Source organism: Oceanobacillus sp. B139/18, assembly GCF_055524595.1.
The window spans coordinates 468,648-491,691 of record NZ_JBVFXI010000003.1 but is presented as its reverse complement, the minus strand read 5'-3'; the positions used below and the strand labels follow the sequence as shown (position 1 = coordinate 491,691).

The 23,044-nt window shown below is 38.7% G+C and carries 17 protein-coding genes; 13 read left to right on the top strand and 4 right to left on the bottom strand.

Annotation, left to right across the window (positions count from 1 at the left end):
* Positions 1-39 precede the first annotated feature (39 nt).
* Positions 40-408 carry a hypothetical protein gene (locus ACZSMY_RS12665; protein WP_042529879.1) on the bottom strand — a complete coding sequence of 123 codons (369 nt, stop codon included), beginning with the start codon at positions 406-408 and terminating at the stop codon, positions 40-42.
* A 98-nt stretch (positions 409-506) separates the two neighbouring features.
* Positions 507-758 (bottom strand): GlsB/YeaQ/YmgE family stress response membrane protein, encoded by a 252-nt coding sequence (locus ACZSMY_RS12660; RefSeq protein ID WP_042529881.1) that lies wholly within the window; start codon positions 756-758, stop codon positions 507-509.
* 469 nt (positions 759-1,227) lie between these two features.
* Between ACZSMY_RS12660 and ACZSMY_RS12655 the strand changes: the two genes are divergently transcribed.
* The 5 genes from ACZSMY_RS12655 (at position 1,228) to ACZSMY_RS12635 (ending at position 10,487) form a co-directional block, all read left to right on the top strand.
* On the top strand, positions 1,228-3,198 hold the full coding sequence (locus ACZSMY_RS12655) for a methyl-accepting chemotaxis protein (protein WP_455725977.1): 1,971 nt from the start codon (positions 1,228-1,230) through the stop codon (positions 3,196-3,198).
* A 229-nt stretch (positions 3,199-3,427) separates the two neighbouring features.
* Positions 3,428-5,389 carry a methyl-accepting chemotaxis protein gene (locus tag ACZSMY_RS12650; RefSeq protein ID WP_465147842.1) on the top strand — a complete coding sequence of 654 codons (1,962 nt, stop codon included), beginning with the start codon at positions 3,428-3,430 and terminating at the stop codon, positions 5,387-5,389.
* Between the two features lie 237 nt (positions 5,390-5,626).
* Positions 5,627-7,600 (top strand): methyl-accepting chemotaxis protein, encoded by a 1,974-nt coding sequence (locus ACZSMY_RS12645; protein WP_465147841.1) that lies wholly within the window; start codon positions 5,627-5,629, stop codon positions 7,598-7,600.
* Positions 7,601-7,697: 97 nt separating this feature from the next.
* Positions 7,698-8,171, top strand: a complete 474-nt coding sequence (locus tag ACZSMY_RS12640) for a DUF4365 domain-containing protein (protein ID WP_193064872.1) — start codon at positions 7,698-7,700, stop codon at positions 8,169-8,171.
* 342 nt (positions 8,172-8,513) lie between these two features.
* Positions 8,514-10,487, top strand: coding sequence for a methyl-accepting chemotaxis protein (locus ACZSMY_RS12635; protein WP_319022574.1), 1,974 nt, complete (start codon positions 8,514-8,516; stop codon positions 10,485-10,487).
* A 479-nt stretch (positions 10,488-10,966) separates the two neighbouring features.
* Here ACZSMY_RS12635 and ACZSMY_RS12630 read toward each other — a convergent pair whose 3' ends face one another.
* Complete coding sequence (locus ACZSMY_RS12630; RefSeq protein WP_084612842.1) at positions 10,967-11,137, bottom strand: aspartyl-phosphate phosphatase Spo0E family protein; 171 nt, start codon at positions 11,135-11,137, stop codon at positions 10,967-10,969.
* A gap of 427 nt (positions 11,138-11,564) precedes the next feature.
* On the opposite strand from ACZSMY_RS12630, the gene ACZSMY_RS12625 reads away from it, so the two are divergent.
* From ACZSMY_RS12625 to ACZSMY_RS12615, 3 genes are all read left to right on the top strand, one after another.
* Positions 11,565-12,374, top strand: a complete 810-nt coding sequence (locus ACZSMY_RS12625) for a flagellin N-terminal helical domain-containing protein (RefSeq protein WP_193064870.1) — start codon at positions 11,565-11,567, stop codon at positions 12,372-12,374.
* Between the two features lie 133 nt (positions 12,375-12,507).
* Positions 12,508-13,428: a DUF8042 domain-containing protein gene (locus ACZSMY_RS12620; protein ID WP_465147840.1), complete on the top strand. Its 921-nt coding sequence runs from the start codon at positions 12,508-12,510 to the stop codon at positions 13,426-13,428.
* Positions 13,429-13,435: 7 nt separating this feature from the next.
* Positions 13,436-15,049 (top strand): YheC/YheD family protein, encoded by a 1,614-nt coding sequence (locus tag ACZSMY_RS12615; protein ID WP_465147839.1) that lies wholly within the window; start codon positions 13,436-13,438, stop codon positions 15,047-15,049.
* A gap of 278 nt (positions 15,050-15,327) precedes the next feature.
* On the opposite strand, the gene ACZSMY_RS12610 is transcribed toward ACZSMY_RS12615, so the two are convergent.
* A complete protein-coding gene (locus ACZSMY_RS12610; protein ID WP_465147838.1) occupies positions 15,328-16,218 on the bottom strand; it encodes a LysR family transcriptional regulator in 891 nt (296 codons plus the stop codon).
* Positions 16,219-16,336: 118 nt separating this feature from the next.
* Here ACZSMY_RS12610 and hutG point away from each other — a divergent pair, with 118 nt between their 5' ends.
* The 5 genes from hutG (at position 16,337) to ACZSMY_RS12585 (ending at position 22,967) form a co-directional block, all read left to right on the top strand.
* Entirely contained in the window at positions 16,337-17,287 is a 951-nt protein-coding gene (gene hutG / locus ACZSMY_RS12605; protein WP_455725973.1) for a formimidoylglutamase, read from the top strand.
* A 25-nt stretch (positions 17,288-17,312) separates the two neighbouring features.
* A complete protein-coding gene (gene gltS, locus ACZSMY_RS12600) occupies positions 17,313-18,509 on the top strand; it encodes a sodium/glutamate symporter (RefSeq protein WP_455725972.1) in 1,197 nt (398 codons plus the stop codon).
* Between the two features lie 336 nt (positions 18,510-18,845).
* Positions 18,846-18,968: a hypothetical protein gene (locus tag ACZSMY_RS12595; RefSeq protein WP_339179769.1), complete on the top strand. Its 123-nt coding sequence runs from the start codon at positions 18,846-18,848 to the stop codon at positions 18,966-18,968.
* Positions 18,961-21,939, top strand: a complete 2,979-nt coding sequence (locus tag ACZSMY_RS12590) for a leucine-rich repeat domain-containing protein (protein WP_465147837.1) — start codon at positions 18,961-18,963, stop codon at positions 21,937-21,939. The genes ACZSMY_RS12595 and ACZSMY_RS12590 overlap by 8 nt, the downstream gene beginning before the upstream one ends.
* A 212-nt stretch (positions 21,940-22,151) precedes the next feature.
* Entirely contained in the window at positions 22,152-22,967 is an 816-nt protein-coding gene (locus ACZSMY_RS12585; protein WP_465147836.1) for a flagellin N-terminal helical domain-containing protein, read from the top strand.
* Positions 22,968-23,044 lie beyond the last annotated feature (77 nt).

The window sequence follows — 23,044 nt, the reverse complement described above, 5'->3', positions numbered from 1 at the left end:
TGAAATTTATGCCGTTCTTCTCTCTTTTTTTTCTGTTTTCTAATAGTACGGTGGATAGGGGTAGCCGTTATAATAACCAGGTGGTCCGGGCGGTCCAGGAGGGCCAGGCGGACCCGGCGGACCATAATATCCCATTGGCCCAGGCGGTCCTGGAGGTCCGGGGGGCCCGGGAGGACCATAATATCCCGGGCCTCCGCCAGGACTAAAAGCGCTGCCCAATAAACCGCCGGCTAATCCGCCGATGAACGGGAAAAAGAACGCACGCTGTTCTGGCGCATGCTGATTAAATGGCTGTCCCGGGTATGCATTATATGGTGAAGCAGTTATATCAAACTGATCCGGATGCTGATAATCCATCACCTGATATTCATCTGCATGAGAATACCCATGATTTGGGTCAGAGTGCATATACATTCCTCTTTTCTACATAAGCTATATACCTAACTTATGCAGCTGCTTCAATTATGTTCACCCATTCCTCTGTATCGTCTTTTAGAATCCGGTCCTTAACGGCGGAATAGTCGCATGATGAAACTGACAATAAGAATAAGGATAATCGCACCAATTAAAGCAGGTACGATAGAGAACCCGCCTATTTCCGGACCTAGTTCTCCAAGAATCGCAGTACCGAGCCAGGCTCCAATGAAACCGGCAAGAATATTTCCGATGATTCCGCCCGGCAAATCCTTACTTACTATTAATCCGGCTACCCAGCCGATAATTCCACCAACAATTAGACTCCAAATAAAGCTTAGCATAAAAATCATTCCTTTCTATATTTTATTTATCCCCAACTATATAAACTTTAAAACGAGAAATCCTTCTTTTTTTAACAAAAAATAGAAAAAATGCTTCAGAATTCCTAGTATGGAAAATGAAAATGAAATACAGCTATAATTTTTAGGTTGAAAGTACTTTTATAAATGAAAAGGTTAATAGGTAATAAGGTGTGTTCCCCCTGTGGAAATCATGGATATTTTATTAAAATCAATCTTTCATACATGGAACTTTTATCTTATAAGAAGTATTTAGTTTTTTTGATTTAATGTTAAAGGGTTATTTTTATTTTATGATTTGATTCTAAAAGAATGATAAATTTACTTTATATTCCTTTTATTTCTTTTTAATGGAATTAGTAAAAATATTTTATAATATTTATTGTATTTAGATACATTTTTTCAGTTTTCTTCCGATAAATAATTATAGACAATTAGGAGAGATGAAAAAATGAAGAAATTATTTAAAGCCAAAGGAATCCGGTTTAAGTTAGTCTTATCTTTTTTCTTAATACTACTCGTCCCGGGAATAATCGTAAGTACGATGTCATTTTTTACTTCAACAAATACTGTAGAGCAGCAGAAGCGGGATCAGGTGCAGGAATTAACTGCGGTGATAAATCAGACAATCAATAATACATTTGATCTGAAGCAGAGGGATATGGAAGTCTTATCAAGCGTAATTACAGCCGACGTCATAGAAGATACTGACGAATTAGATCGAAGAATGTCTGAGTACATAGAGATTCATGAAGAGGCTCCGGAATTTTATCTTGGAACGACAGACGGCGATTACCATATGCAGCCGGACTTAGAGATGGAGGAAGGCTACGATCCAAGAGAGCGTGACTGGTATCTGGAAGCCATGGCAAATCCGGAAGAAGTCATTATTTCTGATCCATACCTGACAGCAAGCGGGGACGGGCAGATAGCGGTCAGTATTTCGAAAGCACTGGAAGATGGTTCGGGAGCCATCGGTATTGATGTATCCATGGACTTTATTCAGCAGCTTGTATCAGAAATGAGCATAGGAGAAAATGGATACGCTATCCTGCTGGATACGAATCAAAACTTTATTTATCATCCGGAAACAGAAGTTGGAGAAGACGCAGAAGAAGCTTTCTATCAGAATATGTATGGAAATGATTCTGGGACGTTTGACTATGATTACAACAATATGTCTAAAATTATGGTATATGATACGAACAGTTTAACGGGTTGGAAATTGGGAGGAACCATTGACCAAAGTGAAGTAGAAGCTGCAGCCAGGTCTATCTCTACACCGGTTACCATTGTACAGGCTCTGACGATAGTCATCGGAACAGTCATTATTTTATTTCTGATTCGTTCGATTATCCGCCCAATCAAGGATTTAAAAGAAAAAGCAGAAGTCATCAGTACGGGAGACTTAACGCAGTCTGTGGAAGTCAAAACAAATGATGAGATTGGCGAGCTGGGCACTGCTTTTAATAAAATGGGAGAGAGCCTGCGGGAGCTGGTTGGCGAGGTGGAATATAATGCGCAGCAGGTAGCCGCCTCTGCACAGGAATTAAATGCAAATGCTGATCAGATGACAAGCTCATCGGAGCAGGTTTCCCTGGCTATTCAAGAGGTATCCTCCAGTGCAGAGCATCAGTTAAGCGGTACGGAAGATGGAGTGAATTCGCTGGAAGAAGTGTCTACAGGCGTGCACAGAGTCGTTGAAAGCTCTGCCCAAGTAACGGAATTCGTGCAAAAAATGAATGAACAGGCAGAGGTCGGCGGACAGGCTGTGAGCAACACATTAAATCAGATGACCTCGATTCAATCATCTGTCGAAAATACCAATGAAAATATTTCATCCTTATTAGAACGGTCGAAGCAGGTCAGCACGATTTTAAATGCCATTACCGATATTTCAGAACAGACGAATTTGCTCGCATTAAATGCAGCAATCGAAGCAGCCCGGGCAGGAGAGCATGGGAAAGGCTTTGCAGTTGTGGCAGATGAGGTGCGAAAGCTGGCTGAACAGTCGAAGCTTTCCGCTACGCAAATCAGGGAAATCATTGTAGGAATCCAGACAGACGTTGAGAATGCAGTAGATAAAATGGGGCAGGTTACCTCCAATGTCAACAGCGGACTGGATGTATCCTATGATGCCATCGATAAATTCGGTGAAATTCTCCGCTCCAGCGAAAGCATTAAACCGCAGATGGAAGAAGTAACTGCCATCTCAGAACAAATGTCTGCCGCAGTTGGGCAGTTAATGGAAACCGTGAATAATCTGGCTTCCATCGCCCGCAATAATGCCGCATCCTCTGAGGAAGTAGCCGCATCTTCTGAAGAACAGCTTGCCTCCATGGAGGAAATCTCGGCATCTGCGAAATCACTTTCTTCCATGGCAGAGGATTTATCGGAGAAAGTGTCAAAGTATAAATATTAAAGGTTTTAACACTATCTTAAGAAGAAACCCTTAAACTGAATTAATTTTTACCTTAATAAAAAAGTGCAGTAGTGAGAAATTGCTGCACTTTTTTTATGTCATTTTTTAGGTAATTAAACATAATTGTAAAAATATTTACAGGACTAATTAACGAAAAAAGTATTCAAATTATCATTTTCTTGCCGATAGATAAGTATAGAAGCATTTTTAGCAGTAGGGGAGGACAACCATGAAGAATACAGGAATTCGATTTAAGTTAATTGTATCATTTGTTTGTATGTTATTGATTCCGGGCGTTGTCATTGGGTTTATGACGTATAACAGCTCTTTGAATACATTACAGACGCAGCAAGAGAACCAAGTAGAAGAAATTATCACGATTATGAATCAAACTATTGATAATACATTTACTTTAAAGAGCAGAGATGCAGAAGTATTAGCGGGACAGATTCAAGGTGAATCGGTAGATAACGAATCCGAGGAGATAGCTGCATCTTTTGATCAATATTTTAACCTGCATGATGAGGTAGTATCCGTTTATGCCGGTTCTGAGGACGGAGCATTTATGGAAGCGTCAACGGATATGATAGAGGGAGAATATGATCCGCGTGAACGTACGTGGTACATAGAAGCAATGGAGAGCACGGGAGAAATTATTATTTCAGAGCCTTATATTTCAGCGGGAGCAGATGGTGACATGGTCGTTACCGTTTCGAAAGCATTAGAGGATGGTTCAGGCGTTGTCGGTATCGATTTATCGATTGATTTTATTCAGGAAGTAGCGTCAGGAATTCAAATTGGTGAAAATGGCTATGCGATGCTATTAGACGAAACGCAGCATTTCATTTATCATCCGACAGTAGATATTGGCAATGAAACAGATGAATCTTTCTATGATCATCTTTATGAATCAAATACTGGCGAATTTGAATATAATTATCAAGACACCGATAAAATTATGGTTTATGGAACTAATGAATTAACAGGATGGAAAATCGCCGGAACGATTGACTATAGTGAAATTCAGTCAGAGGCAGCTTCTGTTTTTAACACATTATTGATTGTATTAGCCGGTGCTATTGTGATTGGGCTGGCTGTGACAGCAGTGATTGTACGTTCCATCGTGAAGCCAATCAAAGAATTGAAAGAAAAAGCGCAAATTATCAGCACAGGTGATTTGACGCAATCAATTGAAGTGAAAACAAAGGATGAAATTGGTGAGCTTAGCATCGCTTTTAATGAAATGCAGGGCAGCTTAAAAGAATTAATTCGTGATGTTGAATTCAACGCTCAGCAGGTTGCTGCATCTGCAGAAGAATTAAATGCGAATGCCGACCAGATGACAAACTCATCTGAACAAGTGTCTCTGGCTATTCAGGAAGTATCCTCCAGCTCGGAAACACAATTGAATGGGACAGAAGACAGTGCGAATTCATTAGAAGAAGTCTCGACAGGGGTCAGCAGAATCGTTGACAGTTCCTCTCACGTAGCAGAATTGGTAAACCAGATGAGCGATCAGGCAGAAATCGGCGGCAAAGCGGTTACGGATACGTTGAATCAAATGACATCGATCCAATCTTCCGTAGATAATACAAATGTCAATATTACCTCGTTAATGGCCCGTTCAAATGAGGTAAGCACGATCCTGAAGGCCATTACGGATATTTCTGAACAGACCAACCTGCTCGCGTTAAATGCAGCGATTGAAGCAGCCCGCGCCGGAGAGCATGGAAAAGGATTTGCTGTTGTTGCAGATGAAGTACGGAAGCTGGCTGAACAATCGAAAACCTCCGCTGGAGAAATTAGTACGATCGTTCAAGGGATTCAGCAGGATGTAAAGGATGCTGTTGAAAAAATGTCCCAAGTAACCGCCAATGTAGATAAAGGTCTGGAAGTGTCCGATGATGCGATGGACAAATTTAAAGGAATTGTCCAATCCAGTACGGATATTAAGCCGCAAATGGAGGAAGTTATGGCCATCTCTGAGCAAATGGCAGCTGCGGTACAAGAAGTTTCTTCCACAGCGAATGACCTGGCTTCAATTGCCAGAAATAATGCGGCATCTTCTCAGGAGGTAGCAGCTTCTACAGAAGAACAGCTTGCCTCCATGGAAGAAATCTCTGCATCTGCCAAATCATTATCTACGATGGCAGAGGATTTAACAGAGAAAATCAATCAATATAAATACTGATAAAGACTAATTTTCATCATGAAGAACTGGACCTTTCTATTCCAAAGCGCTGGAATAAGGTCCGGTTTTTTATTTGCTGTAATGCATTAGATGGATAAAGAATAGTAGGTATTTTGTTTTATTCAATTAACTTTACTCTAGAATCGAAGTAGGGAAACAAGGAAAAATGATTCATTTAACATAAATACAGCCGATAAATAATTAGAAGAATTTAGTAAAAAAAGGAGGCTGGAAAGAATGAAGCAGAAAAAAGAAACAAATGGAGTGAAGCGAAAATTAGTGATATCCTTTTCATCTATCTTAATTATACCGATTGTTCTCATTGGCTTTTTAACGTACAACAGCTCTGTCAATTCCATGCAAGCACAGCAGGAGGAGCAGGTAAATGAAATCATCACCCTGATGGGACAGAACATTGATGAGACGTTCGATCTGAAGGGCCGGGATATTGATGTATTTGCCGAAAATACTAGAGGAGATCAGATAGAAGAGGCAGACGATGAATTGACCCTTATTATGCATCAATATTTACATTTTCATGAAGAAGTAGAAGAAGTTTTCTTTGGTTCAGAGGAAGGCACCTTTTTGATTGATGCGGAAACAGAGGTCCCGGAAGATTTTGATCCGCGTGATCAATCCTGGTACATACATGCAATGGAGAACCCGGGGGAACTGATTATCTCTGATCCGTATCAAACTACAGCGGTCGATGGAGGAATGGTTGTTACGCTTTCCAAAACATTAGCGGATGGTTCCGGTGTTGCGGGTATTGACTTAACAATCGATTTTGTCCAGAATATGGCATCCACTGTTGAAATTGGTGAAAACGGTTACCCGATTTTATTAGATAGAGAAGGAACGGTTATTTTCCATCCTGACAATGAAGTAGGGACACAGCTGGAAGAAGCGTTTACCTCTTCCATATTGGAACAGGAGTCAGGTGTTCTTGAATATGAGCAGGATAATGAAGATAAAACTTTAGTGTACGATTCGAATGACCATACAGGCTGGACACTTGCGGGAAGTATTGATTACAGCGAGGTTAAAAATAATGCAGCTTCCATTATAAAAACACTTATCATCGTGATGATTGTTGCCTTTCTCATTGGTGCAGGGATAAATGCAGTCACGATTCAATCCATCCTCCGTCCGATTAATGGTTTGAAAAGAAGGGCACAGGTGATTAGCACCGGAGATTTGACGGAAGAGATCAAAGTGGCCAAAAACGATGAAATCGGGCAGCTTGGCAATGCATTTAATGACATGCAGCATAGTTTAAGAGAACTAATCAGCGATGTGGAAATGAATGCACAGCAGGTCGCAGCGTCAGCGCAGCAGCTGACTGCAAATGCTGATCAATTAACAAGCTCGTCCGAACAGGTATCGCTCGCTGTTCAGGAAGTATCATCAAGCGCAGAAAATCAGTTAGATGGAACAGAAGACAGTCTTCGTTCGTTAGAAGAAGTGTCAACAGGAGTAGGGAGAATCGTAGAAAGTACGACCAGCGTTTCTGACTATGTAGATCGGATGAATGAGCAGGCGAATGTAGGCGGACAGGCTGTAAGCAACACATTGAATCAAATGACATCCATCCAATCATCGGTAGAAGATACAAATAAGGATATTCATTCTCTGTTAGAACGCTCGAAGGAAGTGAGTACGATTCTCAAAGCGATTACCGATATTTCGGAGCAGACCAATCTGCTCGCATTAAATGCAGCGATTGAAGCAGCACGTGCCGGAGAGCATGGAAAAGGATTTGCTGTGGTCGCAGATGAAGTACGTAAGCTTGCCGAACAATCGAAAACATCTGCTAGTGAAATCAGTGTTATCGTCCAAGGCATCGAAAGGGATGTTCAAAATGCGGTGGAGAAAATGAAACAGGTCACGACCTCTGTAAATGATGGACTTGATGTGTCCTATGACGCGATTGATAAATTTGGCGAAATCATACGGACAGGCGAAACGATTAAACCACAGATGGAAGAAGTGACAGCTACTTCAGAAGAAATGTCTGCTCTTGTGGAACAAGTGACCTCAACGGCAGATGGTTTAGCATCCATTGCCAGAAATAATGCAGCATCCTCAGAAGAAGTAGCAGCTTCTACGGAGGAACAATTAGCATCGATGCAGGAAATTACGGCGGCTGCGAAGTCCTTATCTTCTATGGCAGAGGATTTGACGGAGAAGATAAAGGTTTATAAATATTAAGGGTAGAAAAATCATTTCCCAAAAATGGGAAGTGATTTTTTCGCTTTTTAATTACTCTTTACTGAGATGTTATTAAAAAAATGATGGAGGGGTAGCAATGCCAAATACGGATTGGACCAAATTGAATAGATTACAATTAGGAAGGTATGCTGAATATTTTGCGAAAATGGAGTTCGCTTCATATGGATTAGAGGTTTATACAACAGAAGTGGATGACAGGGGGATAGATTTTGTTGTAAGAGACAATCATGGACGTTTCTGTGAGATACAAGTTAAATCACTTAGAGGGACAGGGTACGTATTTATGCAAAAAAGTAAATTTGACATTACGAATAAAAATCTATATCTGACTCTATTATTATTTCATTCCGGGGAAATGCCAGATGTATTTCTTATACCAAGTGCGGTATGGGAAGCACCTGACAAGATATTCGTTGATAAAAATTATGACAAAGAAGGTCAAAAAAGTGCTCCAGAGTACGGAATTAACATCTCTCGAAAAAATTACTTCCAACTTGAAGGTTACAGATTTGAAGATTCCATTCAAGATTTTCTCAAAAAGAAAGAATAAAAAAAAAGCGGGTATTTGCTCACAATATAAATGGTATGAAATAGAATAAAAGTTATAAAATAGTTAAAAAATATTTAATTCATGAAAAAATAGCCGATAAATAATAGGTATGAAATCTTAGGGAATTATACGGTGTATTTGCAGAAAAAGGAGTGAGGAATGAGTCAATAGATACTGCATGCTTATTTTGTTTCAATAATTGGGAATGCTGGCGGCTTTCGTCGTAAGCATCTCAGAGAATGTTTGACCTGATTGTATAAACAACTGGTTCGATACATTATTGCATAAAAAAATGATATATACATCACCAGAATGAAATATAACAGCGAGGGAGAGTCAGTTGTGAAGAAATTAACCAAACCAAAAGGAATTCGATTTAAATTAGTAGTATCCTTCTTTTTCATGTTATTGATTCCAGGAGTAGCAATTGGAATAATGACCTATTTCAGCTCCATCGATTCATTAGAACATCAGCAAACGGAGCAGGTGAAAGATACCGCTGATCTACTGAACCAGACCGTGGACAACGCCTTGGAATTAAGGATAAGTGATTTGAATACATTTGCTGCGCAATTTAACAGCGGGCAGATAGAGGATGATGAAGAGACCTTAGAACAGGTATTAGGACAATATAAGGAGATGAATGAGGAAGTCTCTGAGGTATATATGGCTTCCAATGACGGCGATTTATTTTATAGACAGCCGGATACAGAACTGCCGGAGGGATTCGATGCAACCGAACGTGATTGGTTTATCAATGCGGTGAATAACCCTGGCGAGGTACAGATTTCAGATCCATTTGAAAGTGCCAGCGAAACAGGAACAGTAATCAGCATCACCAAAACATTGGATGACGGTTCCGGTGTAATGGGAGTAAGTCTCTATATCGATTCTATCCAGCAGCTGGCTTCAGAGGTTTCAATTGGAGAGAATGGCTATGCTGTCATTATTGATCCACAGCAAAAATACGTATACCATCCAACCTTTGAAACAGGGGAAGAAGTGGAAGGCGACGTATTAGGAACGATGTTTGAAGATGCGTCAGGAAGCTATGAATATAGCCATGATAATACATCAAAAATCATGGTGTACCAGACAAATGATTTAACTGGATGGAAGCTGGCAGGAACCATTGATTACGATGAAATCAAAGGAGAGGCAGCATCAACCTTAACGACGATGATAACAATTATTGTCATTACCTTAGTGCTGGGAACAATCATTATTCTATTCTTGATCCGTTCCATCACCCGTCCAATTCAGAGACTGAAGGAAAATGCAAAAGTCATCAGTACCGGTGACCTGACACATTCGATTGAAATAAACACAACGGATGAAATCGGCGAGCTGGGACAAGCTTTTAACGAAATGCAGGAGGGCTTGAAAACGCTGGTTCGTGATGTCGAATATAATGCCCAGCAGGTTGCCGCATCGGCAGAGGAGTTAAATGCGAATGCCGATCAAATGACAAGCTCGTCTGAACAGGTATCCCTAGCCATCCAGGAGGTCTCCTCCAGCTCGGAAACACAGCTGCACGGTACAGAAGAGAGTGCGAATTCGTTAGAAGAAGTATCTACCGGCGTTGGCAGAATCGTTGACAGCTCCACAAAGGTTTCGGATATGGTGACACAAATGAGTACACAGGCAGAAGTTGGAGGAAAAGCAGTCAGCGACACCTTAAATCAAATGACATCGATCCAATCGTCTGTTGATGATACGAACCTGAATATCGCATCCTTATTGGAACGCTCGAAGGAAGTAAGTACGATTTTAAATGCCATCACCGATATTTCGGAGCAAACGAATTTACTGGCGCTTAATGCAGCGATTGAAGCAGCGCGTGCTGGTGAGCATGGGAAAGGATTTGCTGTGGTAGCGGATGAGGTCCGTAAACTAGCAGAGGAATCCAAAACATCTGCAGGAGAAATCAGCTCCATCGTCCATGGTATACAGAACGATGTCCAAAAGGCTGTGGAAAAAATGTCTCAGGTGACAGCTAATGTTAATGATGGTTTAGACGTATCCTATGACGCCATTGATAAATTTGGAGAAATCCTGCGTTCCAGCGGAGATATTAAACCGCAAATGGAAGAGGTCATGGCCATCTCCGAGCAAATGTCTGCAGCAGTTCAACAGGTAACAGCCACTGCCAATGACCTCGCTTCCATTGCCAGAAATAATGCGTCCTCTTCAGAGGAAGTCGCTGCATCTACTGAGGAGCAGCTCGCATCGATGGAAGAAATCTCTGCATCCGCTAAATCACTGTCAACGATGGCAGAGGATTTAACAGGGAAAATTGCAGAATATAAATATTAAGAAAGTTGATAGAAAAAGAAGGATTTCTTATATAAGGGAACCCTTCTTTTTTTTTGCATGATACTTGCACATCCATATTTTTAGCTGTCAAGCTGAATTCATATTCATTTTTGGTGTAGACAAACCCTATCGTTTGTCCACACCAAAAAAATGGAGTACAGCCTTATTCTTTCTATACATACTATCCATTCATATGTTGTCTTAGTAGAACATGGCAATTTGTTTTGCTTTTACAAGAAATACAGCAGTGAACAATTATCAGCCAGTATCGCTATGAGCTATCAGCGTCTTCGTTGAATGGGTATATTTTTACTTATAGGAAAGTTAATTATTTTAGCGATTGTTTTGTGAGGGTGAGTAACTGTAGTTCCCAGAAGTATTTTCTAGCCTGACTAAAATTTTTAAACAATCATATAAGTGCACCGATGTTGATAGGACGAGTAGTGCTTGTCCTAATGAAAGCAATCCTGCGTTAGTTGTTAAGTCGATTTGCTACTTTGTTTTAAAATCTGATCTAATTGGTTCAGTAATTTATCCAGCGATTGTGATATTTTTAATAAATTCGGGTCGTTTGGATTCTTCTCATAAACTGCATACATTTCTTTTCTTTTCGTTTCAATCTGCTTGTTCAATTCATCAATTTCCGACATACTCTCACGCCCTCTCCAATTACCAAATAGAAGTTAATTTGGATATGGCATAAAAAGATATGATAAGGCTTTAAGCAGAATTCTAACAGGAAACGTAAGAAAAATAAAATAAATCAACTGTTCTAATTAATGGGAAGGTAGTTATAAATAGTAAGTTTATATTAAAAATATCCTGTATTTTATAAAAAGGCAGAAGATTTTTGCGGCAAAAGAAGCAGAGGAATGAATAAAAAAAGAATTTAAAAAAATTATAAAAAAAGCTTAAACAATTTGTCCCCTTTGCCGATATAAGAAATAGGTCATCAAAGGATGATTCGTTAGGGCCTTAACGATTATTATTTATTTTGATATTGACCTGAATGGTTAATATAAATGAGTTCACAAGGATGTGGCTCAAAAAATTACAATTACATGGAGGTAAGGAATTATGATTATCAATCACAATATTTCCGCAATTAACGCACACCGTCAATTAGGGGTAAACCAAAACGGTGTACAAGGATCTTTAGAAAAACTTTCTTCTGGTCTTCAAATCAACCGTGCAGGGGATGACGCTGCTGGGTTGGCAATTTCTGAGAAAATGCGTGGTCAGATTCGTGGGTTGGAACAGGCATCTGTAAACGCACAAGATGGGATCTCTTTGATTCAGACTGCTGAGGGTGCTTTAAATGAAACACATGACATTTTACAACGCGTGCGTGAACTAGCTGTAAAATCTTCCAACGATACAAATACAGATGAAGACCGTGCTGAAATTCAAAAAGAAGTGACAGCATTATTGGATGAAGTGGACAGAATTGCTGGTCAAACTGAGTTTAATACGCAAAATCTTTTAGGCGGAGAGTTAGAAGTAACCTTCCATATCGGTGCGAATGAAGGACAAAGCATTCAAGTAGCAATCGATGCTATGGATGCAGAGGCATTAGGAATAAGTGATATTGATCTTAGTACACAAGAAGGCGCAGATGCTGCAATTACAACTATTCAAAGTGCAATTGAAACTGTTTCTGGACAACGTTCGGCATTAGGTGCTGTGCAAAATCGTCTTGAACACACAATCAATAATTTAGGTACATCTGCTGAAAACTTAACAGCAGCAGAATCTCGAATTCGTGACGTTGATATGGCAAAAGAAATGATGGAATTCACGAAGAACAACATTCTTTCTCAGGCTGCTCAATCGATGCTTGCGCAAGCAAACCAAGTACCTCAAGGTGTACTTCAATTACTTCAATAAGAAAAGATTATAAAAAAAGATCCCAGCTGGGGTCTTTTTTTATTTTATAATGAACTTTATAAAGTAGACTTTTCATCCGATATTATATATAGAACTAACTTGCATGCTGTGTAAATAGTAAAGGAGTTTTCGTATGGAAAAATTAGAAGAAAAACAAATATTTCAACTAAAAAATATTATTGATACATTATTGGAAGCAACCGAGCATTTTTCTAAATTAATCAAAGAAAAAGAACTCCATCAAAGTATATTTATATTCAATTCTATTGTAGAAGGAGCAACCGCAATTGAAAATTTACTTAATAGAGCTGAAATAAAGGTAGACGATATAGAAACAGAGAAAATCAATAAGCCATTATTATTCATTGCACGAGAAATGGAGAAAAACAATTTTTCAAAAGTATCCGAAATAACCCGCTTCTCTTTACAGCCGCAATTAAGAAAATTAAAAAAGGCTTTTCAAGAAAGTAATGGCGATCATTCTAATCAGAAAATAACAATTGGTGTTTATCTTGACCCGAACAATCCAAGAAAAAGCTATCCAGAATCTAGAATTAACGCACTTGTAGTAGAAGCGGAAAAACAAGATGCCAAATTGTTATTTTTTTCTTCGGAAGATGTTAACTTTGAGACAGAAGAAATAAAAGGAGATATGTACATAAATAATTCGTGGGAAAAAGTTTCCCATTCTTTTCCTGATGTTATTCATAATGTTGGAATTACTCCAAGGATAAGACAATCACTAACAGAAAGAAAATTGAGAAGAAAATTACCATTTACAAGTTTTGGTGTGGAGAATAAATTACATCTACCTAAGAAAATGCTGCAGTATTTGACGTTTGCTGATTTATTGGTGCCTTTCAAAATGGTTACAGATGAATCCATTGTAATAGACTTTGTAAATGAGAATGGAAAAGCTGTGTTAAAACCTATTGTAGGGAGAAGAGGATTAGAAATTTACTTTGTTAAAAAATATAAAAATCATTATATTGTTCAAGATGATACAAAGGAGCGCAGATTTAATCAAGCGGAATTAAAAAAACTGGATATATGAAATTGCTTTGCGTAAAGGTCGTCATTATATGGTCCAACAATATGTCGAAGCTCGCACTAAAAATGAAGAGCCATTTGATATTCGATCTCATGTTCAAAAAAATGCAGAAGGGAAATGGCAAATCACAAAGATATATCCGCGTATTGGAAATAAAAAGAGTATTTTAAGCAATATTAGCCGCGGTGGTAAAACAGATGATTTAGAGGCTTTTTTAATACATGAATTTGGAGAAAAAGGAAAACAGTATAACAAAGATTTGAAGCAACTATCATTTGATTTAACACAGCATTTAGATAAAATATATGGATTAGTACTTGATGAACTAGGGTTAGATATAACCATTGATAAAACAGGACGTTTCTGGCTGCATGAAGTGAATATGGGACCACAATCTACCTATCATGAGAAAGAACGGGCAGTGAATACTATTGGGTATGCAAAGTATATTGCAGAAAATGGAATTTATTTAACCAATAGCTCGCAGCGGTTAACTAGTAAGGGACAATTTAATGCTAGAAATACCAATTTACCTTGGGCCGAGTTAAGTAAAAAAACAAGTATTGGCATGCTTGTACCGGAACAAGGAGAAAATGAGCTGGCTATTGCATGTGCATATGTAGCCAAATATGAAGATGTTGACTTCTTTTACTTTTCGCCGAAGGATATAGATTATGATGAAATGTTTATCAAAGGATATTTTTATGAAGATAAAGAATGGATTTCGAAAGTAGTAAATTATCCAGATGTCATTTATGACCGTCTCAGATTAAGAGGAGTAAAAGGGCATAATACCATATATGAAGAATTAGAAGGAATTCCTTTTACCAATGAATTTTATGGGAATTCAATCAGTAAGCTGGAGGTTTATGATAAGTTAACGAAAGCTAAATCAGTTGACGATGTAATTATTCCGTATCAAAAGGTTGGTAAAGTAAGAGATATATTTCGTTTTATTGAAAAATATGGGACAGTTATTGTTAAACCAGAAATAGGCTCCTTTGCTAAAGGAGTGCATCTTATTCAAAAAATTGAAATGAATAAATACTTTGTAGTGGATGGAGATAAAGAAACTTATCATAGTGAATTTTCTTTATCAGATTATTTAAGAAGTATGATAAGAAAAGATACGTTTATTGTTCAAAGATATATAGAAACTAGAACGAAAGAAGGAAATCCATTTGATATAAGAGTCCATATGATGAAAGATGGTAACGGTGAATGGTCTTTTACTAATAGTTATCCTAGAATTGGTATTAATTATGCTACCATTTCAAGTACTGGAAACGGGGGCTATATTGGTGGATTAGAGGGATTTTTAAATAGAAATTTCAATGATAATGATTCAAAGTTAAAGCAAAAAATAGAGAAAATATCTTTAAACATTGCTGCTAGTTTTGAAGATTTATATAAGAATGAATTAAGTGAGTTAGCATTGGATTTAGCAATAGAAAAAAATTCTACTGTTTACTTGATTGAAGTTAACGTTAATAAACCAGGAATTATTTATTATGAATTTGAAGTAGCTAAACATGCGATACCTTATAGTGTTTATTTAGCGGAGTTTGAAAAGCAGAAAAGAATGATTGCTATAGATTCAGATATATCAACAGATATTGAGTAAGTAATTTAAAGGTTTAAGCAAGTGTAAGTAGATAATCAATTACGTATGTTAAGTAAGAACCGTTGCACAATCAGGGAACTGATTGTGCAACAGTTTTTTTGTGAAGGCAAAAAACTATAAAAGTATACTCTCGTATATTATTAACTTATAACCAATAAAAAATAAATGTACGTAAATTCTCGCTAATTATTAATTATATTTATTGATGGGCTGGAAGAAATGATTCTTGCAGATTATTGGACCCGATTTCATTGATTCTTACTATGCCTATTCAGAATTTAAAATCCCCCCTCATGAAACGCACAAATAGTCTCTATAGACTTATCAATCACAGGCGGTAGATATCTCGAACGATTTTTAACAAGATATACATTTCTTTTTAACATCGGGCCTTCCAGCTTTTTGATATGCACATTTGGATGGTTGGATGCATTGACATAGTTTTCCGGAACAATGGTAATTCCAAGGCCGCTTTCCACAAGGTGATAAGCTGTTTCAAATCGTTCAATTTCGAATTGGATATTGGGATGGATACTTGCGTTTTGAAAAGCCTTTATGATATCAATCCGTGTTTGGTAGCCCTCTTTGCATAAAATGAAGGGCAGGTACTGTAAATTTTCTATCGTAAGTGAAGCTTCGGATTGAAGAGGGTGATTCTTTGGAAGTAATACGACAAGATTTTCTTCATATAAAAAGATGGACTCGAGCTCTTGTGTATCAATAAAATGATTGGTTATTGCAAAGTGGATTTCATAATTTAATAAAGCATTTTGAAGCTCAGACAAACTGAGTAATTCTGAAATTTGAATATGAATGGTGCTGGAATCCGATTTGATTTTTTTTATTATCTCACTGAACCAGTTTTTTGCCGTTTCAATCATACTGATCGAAAGCTCCAATGGACCTTCTAATCGCAGCCGCTCCATTTCCTTCTCCATATCATTCATCTGGGTTATGATTTTTTTGGCCTGGTTATAAAAGATTTCTCCTTCCCGGGTAAGCTGAATAGAAGGCTTTCTTCGATGAATCAGAGACATTTGCAAATGCTCCTCCAGCTTCTTGATAGAAATACTTAAAGAAGGCTGTGAAATATGCAGCTGTTCCGCCGCTCTTGTAAAATTTTTTTCTTCAATCACTTTGATAAAGTAACGCAACTGTGTTAAATCCACAAGCGATTCTCCTTTAATTATAGTTTCAAACTATCGAATAATAAATTATATATATTAGTGATTATACTACACTAAATTTATAATGAAGGAAATCAATTTATTGTAACGGAGGGATAATATGTATCACGAACCTGCGAAAGAATACTGGAAAGGCAGGATAGACAGCACCTCCGATAAAGACAGCTTTCGTTTCCATCAAACCATCTCATTAGAAACAATGGAAACCATGAATACAGAAGAGAAGACGATTGCACTTATCGGGTTTGAGTGTGAGGAGGGGGTCCGCCGGAATAAGGGAAGACTCGGCGCGAAGGAAGCTCCTAATAAAATTCGGAATTTTTTATCGAATATGCCCAGCTCCGTTTTAGGAGGCTATTCTCTTTCTGATGTTGGTAACGTTTCCTGTGAAGGTGAAAATATGGAAAAGGCTCAGATGGAGCTTGGTGTTCATTTGAAAAAAATCTATTCTCAAAATGCGGTTCCGATTGTTATCGGCGGCGGGCATGAAACGTTATTTGGACATTATTTGGGCGCAAGATGCCATTTACAAAAAGAGGCGCGTCTCGGAATTATTAATATTGATGCCCATTTTGATATGAGGCAGGATAAGCAGCCTTCTTCCGGTACGATGTTTCGGCAAATTCTTGAAACAGATGAGAATGCAGGCTATCTCTGTATTGGAATTCAGCCTTTCTCCAATACAAACGCATTGTTTCAAACAGCAGATGAATTAGGATGCCGTTATTTCTTGGAGAATGATGTAAAAGAAAATATGGATGCCGTTTTTCAAGCTATCGATGCATTTAGTGCGGAGCATGATGCGATTATTTTTACATTATGTACAGATTCCATTTCTGCCAGCGAAGCTCCGGGAGTCAGCGCCCCTGCTGCGTTTGGTCTGGCTGTTTCCGATGTTCGGAAATTATTAAGTTATATTGCTTCCAAAGATAATACGATCAGCTTTGATATTTCAGAGGTCAATCCGGCTCTGGATGAAAATGACCGGACATCGCGCTTGGGAGCAGCTTTGATTACGGAGGTTATTCACGCATTTACTAAGAAAAACTAAGAAGGGGAAAGGGAGGACAAATAAGATGATAGAATTTGATCAGGTTACCACGATATTCTTTGCATTAGCTGTTTTTATGTTAGGAACGTTTCTTAACTATAAAATGCCGTTTCTCAATAAATTCTGTATACCGGCGCCAGTGGTAGGAGGGTTGCTGTTTGCTTTAGTGATTACCCTTTTACGCGGACTCGATATTGTAGTTATTAATCTGGACACGTCATTACAAAATTTATTTATGCTTACCTTTTTTACAACAGTCGGTTTGGGAGCCAGCTTCAAGCTGCTTAAAGTGGGCGGGAAGCTGTTAATTATTTACTGGCTCGCTTGCGGATTTTTGGCTTTGGCTCAAAATGTTATCGGTGTTTCCATGGCCAAGCTGCTGCATCTTGATCCTTTAATTGGTGTTATGGTAGGTGCGGTATCGATGGAAGGCGGTCACGGAGCGGCAACTGCATTTGGCAGTACCATTGAAGAGATGGGAGTTGAAGGAGCCTTATCCATTGGCTTAGCTGCGGCAACAGTTGGCTTGGTTGCCGGCGGTCTGATAGGCGGGCCGATTGTTAAATTCCTGATTAATAAATATCAATTAAAGCCAACCGAAGCTGAGGAAATCTCAGACGAAGCGATGGGAGCGGTGCCCCGACAGAATGAGAAAATAAATTCCAGATCATTTATGATCCAAGTCTTTATTATTGTGTTTTGTATGGCTGTCGGAACTTACTTGGGAGATTCCTTTACTTCGTGGACAGGCTTTGTCCTTCCTGGATATGTAGGAGCGATGTTTGTCGCTGTTATCGTAAGAAATATTATTGAACGCGTTTCGGAGGATGTTATCCAAATGAAAAGCATCGGTATTATTGGGGATATCACATTGGGTATCTTTTTATCGATGGCATTGATGAGTATTCAATTATGGGAAATTGTTGATTTAGCTTTACCGCTTTTACTTATCATTTTGGTGCAAGTTATCTTTATGGTGTTATTCAGCATATTTTTCTTATTTAAAATGTTTGGCAAAAACTACGATGCTGCGGTGATGATTGGCGGATTTACTGGTCATGGACTGGGAGCAACGCCGAATGCGATTGCCAATATGGATGCTGTCGTTTCGAAGTTTGGCCCATCACGTAAAGCATTCTTGATTGTTCCGCTGGTTGGTGCTTTCTTAATTGATGTTTTTGCCGTGCCGATTATCATTACGACGATTAATTTATTTAGCTAGTTCACTGTATCATTTTTGATTAAAATATGTATCCTCTCCTTCTTTGTCAACGTTAGAAATAACAACTCTATCATGCAGGGTTGAAAGGAAAACTGTCGCAGAATTATATGTTGCGGCAGTTTTTTTCTGTTCTGTATTTTAACAGGTGTCTCTAGTTACTTCAGATAACTCCTATCTTAAACATGGGAAACGTTATAGAATATAAAGTCTCCGGAAAAACATACATCCTATAAATGTTTCCATTCCATAGTCTTCAAATCATGGTATAATAGACTTAGTTTATTTGTTCTGTTTTATTGTTATATTCAGACTATATTCTTATGCTGGAGGAAAGAGGTGGATACTGCCAAGATCCCTGTCAGGAAGGAAGAAATGGAGGAGATCCAACTTGCTTCATATGGATCAGCACATGCTGAAAATCAACTAATATACATAGAAGGAGAAACGAATAATGCATAGAAAGTACAAATGGGGTGGCTTTTTAATCGCTGCTGGTCTTATATTTTTTGCATTGGCAATACCATTACAGACAGTAAGCGCGGAAAAAGACAATCAACAATTTGGAAATACACAAAAAGATTCAAACGAACTAGATACGATTGAAATGCCTGCACAAGATCTTCTTTCATTGAAGGACTCGGAGGATGATGAGGGGGCAGAGGGACAAGCCCCAGAGGAAAAACAATCCGATGATGCGAAAGAATTAGATTCTCCAGAGGTTTATATTACAGATGACATATTGGCGGAAGCAGTTGCGCAAGAATTAGGGAAAGAAGCAGGACAGCCGATTACAGAAGCTGATATGGAGCAATTAATAGAATTGGAGAAGCAAGGAGCTGCTGGTGCTGCATCGATACGTTCTCTTGAAGGGCTGCAATCTGCGGAGAATTTGGAAAGATTACATTTGCCAATGCATAATGTCAATGATATTTCTCCGCTATCTAACTTAGGAAATTTACAGTCTTTAGATTTGGCTTACAGCTCGGTTAATGACCTGACGCCTTTATCCAATCTTGGAAATGTAGAGAATTTGAATTTGTTTGGAAATCCAATCAATGATGTTGCTCCTTTAGCAAATTTGGAAAAGTTAAGGGATCTAGACCTGGCTTATACGTTTATAGAGGATATTTCCCCCTTATCGAGTTTACCAAATTTAGAGAACTTAAATTTAGACGGCAATCCGGTGCAGGAGGAAGCGGCAGATTCTGAAGAAGATGGGGACGATGTTGATAATAACTCGGAATCAGATGAAGAAGGAGCAGAAGAGGATAACGGGGAGTCTGGTATGGATTCGCCGGAGGTTTATTTTGAGGATGCGGTATTAGAAAAAGCGATTGCGGAAGAATTGGGAATAGAAGATCGGGCTATTACTGAGGCGGATATGACAAAACTGACAAACTTATATGCCAATGGTTTTGATTCTGAACGAATTAGCTCCCTGGAAGGTTTACAGTATGCAACGAACCTGGCTGATTTATCTTTATGGGATAATAATATTAGCGACCTGACACCTATCAGCGGCTTAGAAAATTTATCTTATTTAGATTTGGATGATAATAATATTGAAAACCTTACGCCCTTGACCAATCTATCAAACGTAATGACGTTATATTTGAATAATAATTCGATTGAAGATATTACCCCGCTGCAGGAATTATCCTTGGCAGACATGTATATCTCTTTGTATGGGAATCATATCGATGATGAAGCTGCGATTCAATATTTACGGGATAATGGAGCTTCAGTGGGTTATGATGAAAGTGGAAACATTGATACCGATTCACCAGAGGTTTATTTTGAGGATGCGCGTTTGGAAGAAGAGGTTGCAAATACGTTACGAGTAGAAGGACGTGCTATTACAGAGTCGGATATGGCAAAGCTAACTGAATTATATGTAGATAGCTATGACTCAGATTTTGGATTAGTCACTTCTTTAGAAGGATTGCAATATGCGGGGAATTTGGTGTATTTAGATTTGACAGGGAATAATATTAGCGATTTGACGCCTTTGTCTGGGTTGGTGAATTTAGAAAGTTTAACTCTATGGGATAACGAAATTAGTGATTTAACACCTATAAGTAACTTAGAAAATTTACATGATTTAGATTTAGACGGTAATTATATTGAAGACCTCGCGCCTTTAACCAATTTACAAAATTTAGAGAGTTTATATTTATCTTATAATGCAATTGAAGATATTACACCGTTAAAGGATTTATCCTTGATGAACATGTATATTGCGTTATATGGAAATAACTTTAATGATGATGATACCATCCAATATTTAAGAGATAATGGAGCTGCAGTTAATTACCACGAAGATGAGGACGATTGGGAGTCACTAGAGGTCTATTTTGAAGATAAAGTATTAGAAGCAGCAATTGCTGAGGAATTAGGTATAGCAGGCCGGCCGATTACGGAGGAATACATGGCTAAGCTTACGGAATTAACTTCATATGGAACCAATTCGGAATCGATAACCTCTCTGGAAGGATTACAGTATGCAGAGAATTTACGAGAGTTAAATTTGATGTCGAACACCATTAGCGACATAACGCCCTTATCCAACTTAGTGAATTTAGAAGAGTTAACTTTATGGGATAACGATGTCAGCGACATAACGCCGTTGGAGAACTTGAGAAATCTATCTTATTTAGATTTAGATAATAATGCGATTGAAGATCTCACTCTTTTATCGGATCTAAAAAATTTAGAGACTTTACATTTGGATGATAATGCAATAAATGATATTACTCCATTAAGAGAATTATCCTTAAAGGATATGTATATTTCTCTGTATGGAAATAACTTCGACGATGATGATACCATTCAATATTTACGAGATAATGGTGCTATAGTCGGCTATTACTCTACAGAGAGTGATGAAGAAGACGAAACAGAAACACCTGACCCAGATGGTGATTCCACTGATCCAGAAGGGGAAGACGATACACCAAATCCAGAAGGAAGCGGAGATGAAAACGGAGAAACAAATGACGGCACTCCGAACCCTGAAGACAATGAAGGTGGAAATGGGGAACAAGAAGGTAATACTCCAGCCCCTGAAGGCGACAATGAAGAAAACGGAGATTCAGAAGAGGAAGTTCCACATCCGGAAGAAAATGAAGAAGGAACTGGAAATCCAGAAGATGATACACCAGCTCCAACCGAAGCAGAAGGAAGTAATGGAGAAGCAAATAATGCCGCTCCTAATACAGCTGGAACAACGGGCGACAGCGGAGAACCTGGAAACAATTCCACCGCTCAGGAAAGCCAGAGTGATGTACGCGGGGAATCAACAGCGGAAAGACTCCCGAATACATCAACCAATGCGTATAACTGGTTCTTGGCTGGAGCGATATTCCTTTTCGCTGGCAGCTATATGTTGATTTTTTATGCATATAGAAATAAAAGGCTAAAACACAGATAAATAAAAGAAGCAGCGCTCGTCCTGGCAATGAATGCAGAGGCGGGTGCTTCTTCTTTAATATTAGCTTCCCTGCTGAAATAGATAGCTATGGTTTTCTTTAAAATCAACCCAAAATAATAAAAAACTCCTCAATCACTTCACTTACCCGCCAAATCAACCGATATACCTAATAACAAGTAAGATACACCTTAGGAAAGGTGGAGTTATTATCGATGCGTCTCAACAATAATGTAATGGCGTTTACGATTTACAATAATATGAACAATCATTTTGCCATGGCTCAGAAATCAATGCTTCGTATCGCAACGGGCAAGCGGATTAACAGTGCTGCAGATGATCCGGCAGGGCTGGCTATTTCCGAGAAAATGCGTGCGCAGATTCGCGGATTGAATATGGCCATTCGGAATGCGCAGGATGGCATCTCGCTATTGCAAACGGCGGAGGGTGCGGTGAATGAAACGCATGCGATATTGCAGCGGATGCGGGAGCTGAGTGTGAAGTCAGCGAATGGAACGTATTCGGAATCGGACCGGAAAATCATGCAGGATGAGATGAATCAGCTCCGGGAAGGGTTATCGCAGATTGGACGGGATACCAAATTTAATACACAGTCTCTATTAGACGGTTCCTTTACCAATAAACGCTTGCAGATTGGTGCCAATGCGGGGCAATATATTGAAATTTCAATTGGCGATGTACGGGCAGCTGCGCTGGGTATAGATGAAATCGATATTACGACACAAGAAGGCGCAGATACAGCCATCGGGATTTTAGATGAAGCGATAGAGAAGGCATCCTCACAGTGTTCCAGTCTTGGAGCTGTACAGAGCCGGCTGGAGCATACGATCAATAACCTCTCCAATACAGTAACCAACCTGACACAGGCAGAATCGCGGATTCGGGATGCGGATATTGCAAAAGAGATGATGCTTTATACCAAGCACAGCCTGTTGGCACAGGTTGCCATGGCTATGCTGGCTCAGGCAAACCAGCAGCCAGGGATGATATTGCAGCTTTTACAGAATTAATTTTAAAAATGAGAACCTGAAAAAATATCTTTGCAGTCTATGAGAAACATAGATATAGTGAAAAATTAAATAAAAAG

Coding starts and splice junctions, on each gene's coding strand:
- ACZSMY_RS12665 (WP_042529879.1), bottom strand. CDS start 408: ATGCACTCTGACCCAAATCATGGGTATTCTCATGCAGATGAATATCAG.
- ACZSMY_RS12660 (WP_042529881.1), bottom strand. CDS start 758: ATGCTAAGCTTTATTTGGAGTCTAATTGTTGGTGGAATTATCGGCTGG.
- ACZSMY_RS12655 (WP_455725977.1), top strand. CDS start 1,228: ATGAAGAAATTATTTAAAGCCAAAGGAATCCGGTTTAAGTTAGTCTTA.
- ACZSMY_RS12650 (WP_465147842.1), top strand. CDS start 3,428: ATGAAGAATACAGGAATTCGATTTAAGTTAATTGTATCATTTGTTTGT.
- ACZSMY_RS12645 (WP_465147841.1), top strand. CDS start 5,627: ATGAAGCAGAAAAAAGAAACAAATGGAGTGAAGCGAAAATTAGTGATA.
- ACZSMY_RS12640 (WP_193064872.1), top strand. CDS start 7,698: ATGCCAAATACGGATTGGACCAAATTGAATAGATTACAATTAGGAAGG.
- ACZSMY_RS12630 (WP_084612842.1), bottom strand. CDS start 11,137: ATGTCGGAAATTGATGAATTGAACAAGCAGATTGAAACGAAAAGAAAA.
- ACZSMY_RS12625 (WP_193064870.1), top strand. CDS start 11,565: ATGATTATCAATCACAATATTTCCGCAATTAACGCACACCGTCAATTA.
- ACZSMY_RS12620 (WP_465147840.1), top strand. CDS start 12,508: ATGGAAAAATTAGAAGAAAAACAAATATTTCAACTAAAAAATATTATT.
- hutG (WP_455725973.1), top strand. CDS start 16,337: ATGTATCACGAACCTGCGAAAGAATACTGGAAAGGCAGGATAGACAGC.
- gltS (WP_455725972.1), top strand. CDS start 17,313: ATGATAGAATTTGATCAGGTTACCACGATATTCTTTGCATTAGCTGTT.
- ACZSMY_RS12590 (WP_465147837.1), top strand. CDS start 18,961: ATGCATAGAAAGTACAAATGGGGTGGCTTTTTAATCGCTGCTGGTCTT.
- ACZSMY_RS12585 (WP_465147836.1), top strand. CDS start 22,152: ATGCGTCTCAACAATAATGTAATGGCGTTTACGATTTACAATAATATG.